4 protein-coding genes and 1 pseudogene are annotated in these 4,554 nt (G+C 53.2%); 1 reads left to right on the top strand and 4 read right to left on the bottom strand.

Annotated elements, in window-relative coordinates; translation table 11 throughout:
* A pseudogene (locus tag M0974_RS23135) lies at window positions 1-900 on the bottom strand (hypothetical protein); the annotation flags it as partial.
* A gap of 558 nt (window positions 901-1,458) precedes the next feature.
* On the bottom strand, window positions 1,459-2,436 hold the full coding sequence (locus tag M0974_RS23130; RefSeq protein WP_297842361.1) for an NADPH:quinone oxidoreductase family protein: 978 nt from the start codon (window positions 2,434-2,436) through the stop codon (window positions 1,459-1,461).
* A gap of 132 nt (window positions 2,437-2,568) precedes the next feature.
* On the opposite strand from M0974_RS23130, the gene M0974_RS23125 reads away from it, so the two are divergent.
* Window positions 2,569-2,976: a flagellar basal body-associated protein FliL gene (locus M0974_RS23125; protein ID WP_297842359.1), complete on the top strand. Its 408-nt coding sequence runs from the start codon at window positions 2,569-2,571 to the stop codon at window positions 2,974-2,976.
* Window positions 2,977-2,982: 6 nt separating this feature from the next.
* Here M0974_RS23125 and M0974_RS23120 read toward each other — a convergent pair whose 3' ends face one another.
* Window positions 2,983-3,432: an EVE domain-containing protein gene (locus M0974_RS23120; RefSeq protein ID WP_297842356.1), complete on the bottom strand. Its 450-nt coding sequence runs from the start codon at window positions 3,430-3,432 to the stop codon at window positions 2,983-2,985.
* A 391-nt stretch (window positions 3,433-3,823) separates the two neighbouring features.
* Entirely contained in the window at window positions 3,824-4,444 is a 621-nt protein-coding gene (locus M0974_RS23115) for a 5-formyltetrahydrofolate cyclo-ligase (RefSeq protein ID WP_297842354.1), read from the bottom strand.
* Window positions 4,445-4,554: the final 110 nt, after the last annotated feature.

Genomic DNA, 4,554 nt, shown 5'->3' with positions numbered 1-4,554 from the left:
GCTTGCCGCTGCATCCGCTTGTTGTTGGGCGATGTGCCTCGCTGCTGCGTCAGCTTGTTGCCGAGCGAACTCGCGTGCCGCTGCATCCGCTTGTTGTTGGGCGATGTGCCTCGCTGCCGCATCAGCCTGTTGCTGAGCTAGGTGGCGCGCGGCGTCTTCTGCCTGGCGTTGAGCGTTTTGCCGAGCGGCTTCCTCGGCTTGTTGCTGGGCAAGTTGTCGTGCTGCTTCTCTGGCGTGCTGAACCCTTAAGGCGTGCTCTGCATGAGTTTTATCAGATGACAACTGCTGTTTCTTAGCGGTTAACACATCTATTTTCTTGGAGAGGAGTTTTACCTCATGAACTGCTTTATAAGATGCTTCCCATTGTGCAACTATCCCTCCTAGATACCAGCTCGAACCCTTGGAGATTTCCTGATTAAGCTTTTCTTCGAGGTCTTTCAGCGATCGTTGTGATGAGGTTGAAATTCCATAAGATTGATTGGCTTGAAACTGGCTATTCCAAAGTTTATTTTTGTAATTACTTAGAAGCTCATCTAGGGCTGAGGATTTTTGGTTGATGATTTCAACGGAATTAAGATGTGACCACGCATGCGGCGTAGCCGCGGCTATTTCCTTATTTATTTCAGTTTCAAGTACGAATGCACCTCTGTAGTAGCTCTGATCAATGTTACTTGAGTACCGTTGTGCGTTAGCCATAGCCGATTTAACAGCAACTCTCGCTGCCTGATCTCGAAACTCCCTTGCAGACAGTCCGCTACCGCCGCCGATTCCTGTACTAGGCCCGGATGAGGAGCCGTTCCAAGGGATGCCTCTATTAATTAGTATGTTTTTTTCAGGTGCCTGTGGGCCTCCAAAGTTAAAGCCTGGTGGCACTGGTGGTCCGACGAAATTGTTTTGCATGCAGTTACTCCTTGTTATGAGTAAGGGAGGTAACTGCATTCGCAAGGACTTGTCTGTCAGGTAGGTCTAGAGTTTCTGTAGGAGCTATCCCTGCATGTTTTTTGGGGTGATTAAGTCATCAGTGATGTTTGTGAAGAGGACTTATTGGGGTGTAGGTAATAAATATCTACTGCTAAATTTTAGAAAGTTAACCATTGCAAAATGGCGGAATATATATAGCGCAGCAAACACGGTTGTCTATAGGAACCAACTTGTTGGCGAAGGTCTAGCGCGGTATGTCAGATAACATGCCTCGCCAACAAGTTGGCTCCTACAGGTGCAGTTTGCGTTTGTTATTTTTTGTACCGCTTCGCGCTCCTATAGGGGATTTCGGCAAGACGCGAATGTGGATAAGTACTACGGTCCTGTGGGAGCGAATTTATTCGCGAATGGATATAGCACTGAGCTGTTTTAGATACACCATGCAACCGCCTCTCGAATGAATTCGGTCCAGCAGGGTTAATGGTATCTATCTAATACCTGGGCCGCCATTACAGCAACCCAGGTTTCTAATCGCGGTCACCTAACCCGAACCACCACCTTCCCAACCGCCTTCCTCTGCCCCAACGAATCAATCGCTTCCCCCGCCTTTTCCAACGGATAAACCTGCGATACCAACGGCTTCAACTTCCCCTCCGCATACCACGCAAACAACTGCTGAAAGTTCGCGGCATTATCCTGCGGTTGCCGTTGTGCAAAAGATCCCCAGAAAACCCCAACCACCGAGGCACCTTTCAACAACGCCAAGTTCACTGGTAATTCCGGAATCCGCCCGCTGGCAAATCCAACCACCAGCAACCGGCCATTCCAGGCAATCGACCTCACAGCCTGGTCAAACAGATCCCCGCCTACCGGATCATAAATAACGTCAACACCGACCCCATTGGTAAGCCGTTTGATCTCGTCTTTGAGGTTGGTTTCGCTGTAGTTGATCAACTCATCTGCGCCTGCGGCCTGAGCCACGGCAAGTTTTTCGGCGCTGCTGGCGGCGGCGATGACTCGCGCGCCCATGGCTTTGCCGATTTCTACGGCGGCCAGGCCTACACCGCCTGAGGCGCCGAGTACCAAGAGGGTTTCACCGGGTTGCAGTTGGGCGCGTTGCTTGAGCGCGTGCATGGAGGTGCCGTAGGTCATGCTGAAACCGGCAGCGGTGATGTAGTCCATCGCATCAGGGATGGGCAGGACGTTGTAGCCCGCGACCGCGATCTGCTCAGCGAAGCTGCCCCAACCTGTGAGCGCCATCACCCGGTCACCGACGTTCAAATGGCTGACTTTTTCGCCGACTGCTGAGATGACGCCCGATGCCTCGCCGCCCGGTGAGAAAGGGAAGGGCGGTTTGAATTGATATTTGCCTTCGATGATCAGCGTGTCCGGGAAGTTGACCCCCGCTGCATGCACGTCCAGGACGATTTCATTTTTCTTCGCTTCTGGATTGGGGACTTCTTCCAGCACCAATGTTTCGGCGGGGCCGAACGCTTTGCACAGCACGGCTTTCATCGGGCTATTCCTTTTCGAGTGATGGCCGATAAGTGTAGGTAAGCGGGTTTCTGGGTCAATCAGAATGCCGCAGACGTATAAGCAGCCATAAGTTGAAGTAAGCTAGGCCGCAAATCGGATGAGGAGTGAACTGTGAAAGCGTGGACCATCATGTTGTTGGCTTTGTCGCTGCCCGTTGTGGCATTGGCCGAAGAGTCTAAAGAAGGCGATGCGAGCAAAGTGGCTTATGTCAGCCTCAGCCCTGCGCTTGTTGGCAATTACGGCCTTGATGGCGGACCGAAGCTGCACGTCTACAAAGCCGATATCGCTTTGCGGGTTACAGGGGCCGAAGCCGAGAAGGCCGTGAAGCACAACGAGCCGTTGATTCGTAATCAGCTGGTTGCACTGTTCGCGCAGCAGTCCGTCGACAACATGAACAGCGTCGAGGCCAAGGAAAAGCTGCGTCAGGAAGCGCTGAAGCAAACCCAGCAAATAATGAATGATGAAGAGGGCAAGCCCATTGTTGAAGACTTGCTGTTCAACAACCTGATCATTCAGTAACTGCATTTAACGCAGGGCGAGGATCGCTTGCCATTGTTCGGCGGTCACTGGCATCACGGAAAGCCGGGTGCCTTTTTGCACCAGTGGGAGTTTTTCCAGTGCGCTCTGCTGTTTCAGGAAGCTGATTTTTAATACCTGCGGGAAAGCTTCGACGAAGCTGACGTTTACCGCGCTCCAGCGATTTTTTTGCTCGCTGGATTTGGCGTCGAAGTAAGCTCCGCCTGGGTCCAGAGCGCTCGGGTCAGGATAGGCGGCCTGGACAATGCGGCCGATGCCGACAATTCCCGGTTGCGCGCAACTGGAGTGGTAGAAAAAGAACGTGTCGTCGGGTGCCATCGCGCGCATAAAGTTTCGCGCTTGATAATTACGCACGCCGTCCCAGCGAGTTTCGCCCAGACGTTGAAAGTCTTTGATCGAGAGTTCTTCGGGCTCCGATTTCATCAGCCAGTGGGCCATGGTTTGTGCTCCTGCATCGGGGGTGGATAATGTTAAGTAATTTGATGACAAACCGACCGTCGGTTGACGCCAGCATTTGCGTGAGCGTCGATGTTGTCGGAGAATGCCCGGGATTTTAAGCATCGCGTTGTTGTGCGGCCTAATTAACGGCCGTTGCCTGCAGCGCATTGATTTGCCCAAGGGGGGCAATCGATGAAACGCAAACCGGATATATTGTGGATTCTGGCTTTTTTGTTCGGTTTGGGTGTAGTAACTACGGGCTACGCACAGAGTTTGTGGACCAATAAACCAGACGCGCCCGTTGAGATTTCTCAGCAACAGCAGCAGCCACCACACCAGAAAGCCCCGCGTCACTGATTGATCTATCCGACGCTGCCGTCAGCAGCAGCGTCTAGCCCCGCGCCTCGTTCATAACGTCATACCAACGCTTGTCGGTTACTGTCCCTTGCAAAGGTACGTCCCAGCTTGCCTGCGCCAATCTATCGACCTTTTGACATTCGTGGGCCAACCCCAGCAATACCGGTTTTTGCCACGTTTTTCGGCGGGCTTGATACGCAAGGCTGCGGTCGTAAAAACCGCCGCCCATGCCCAACCGACCTCCCAGCTCATCGAATCCCACCAGCGGTAGAAGAATCAAATCCAATGCCCACACGACACGCTGCCGGGCAATGTTGACGCGTGGCTCGGGGATTCGAAAGCGGTTAGGTGTGAATTTTTCTCCCGGCCGTACGCGCTGAAAAACCATTTTAGTCCGTGGCCAGGCACTCAGCACGGGCAGGTAGGTTTTCTTGCCATGGCGTTGAGCTGCGCGCAGCAGCATACGTGGATCAATTTCACCGTCATTGGGAATATATAACGCGATGTGTCTGGCGCGGCGAAAGAGGGGGGTTTGAGCGAGTTGGCGGTACAGGCCGCGTGCGGCTTGCCGTTGCTGGGGAAGGGTTAAAGCGCGACGAGCCTTACGCAACTGAGTGCGCAGCTGCTGGCGCGAAAGTGGCGCAGGACTGGTCATCTAGGCTGATCCAGAGTCGACTTCGGCAAGGCGCCGAATCGTGAAAACCATTGCCAAGCAGCAAAACTGGCCATGGATAGAAAATTTAGACTCCCCGACGAACCGCTGTC

Origin of the sequence: Pseudomonas sp. (genome assembly GCF_026224925.1) — a bacterium.
GTDB lineage: Bacteria > Pseudomonadota > Gammaproteobacteria > Pseudomonadales > Pseudomonadaceae > Aquipseudomonas.
The sequence above is the reverse complement of the archived record's forward strand: the minus strand, read 5'-3'. Positions and strand labels throughout refer to the sequence as shown.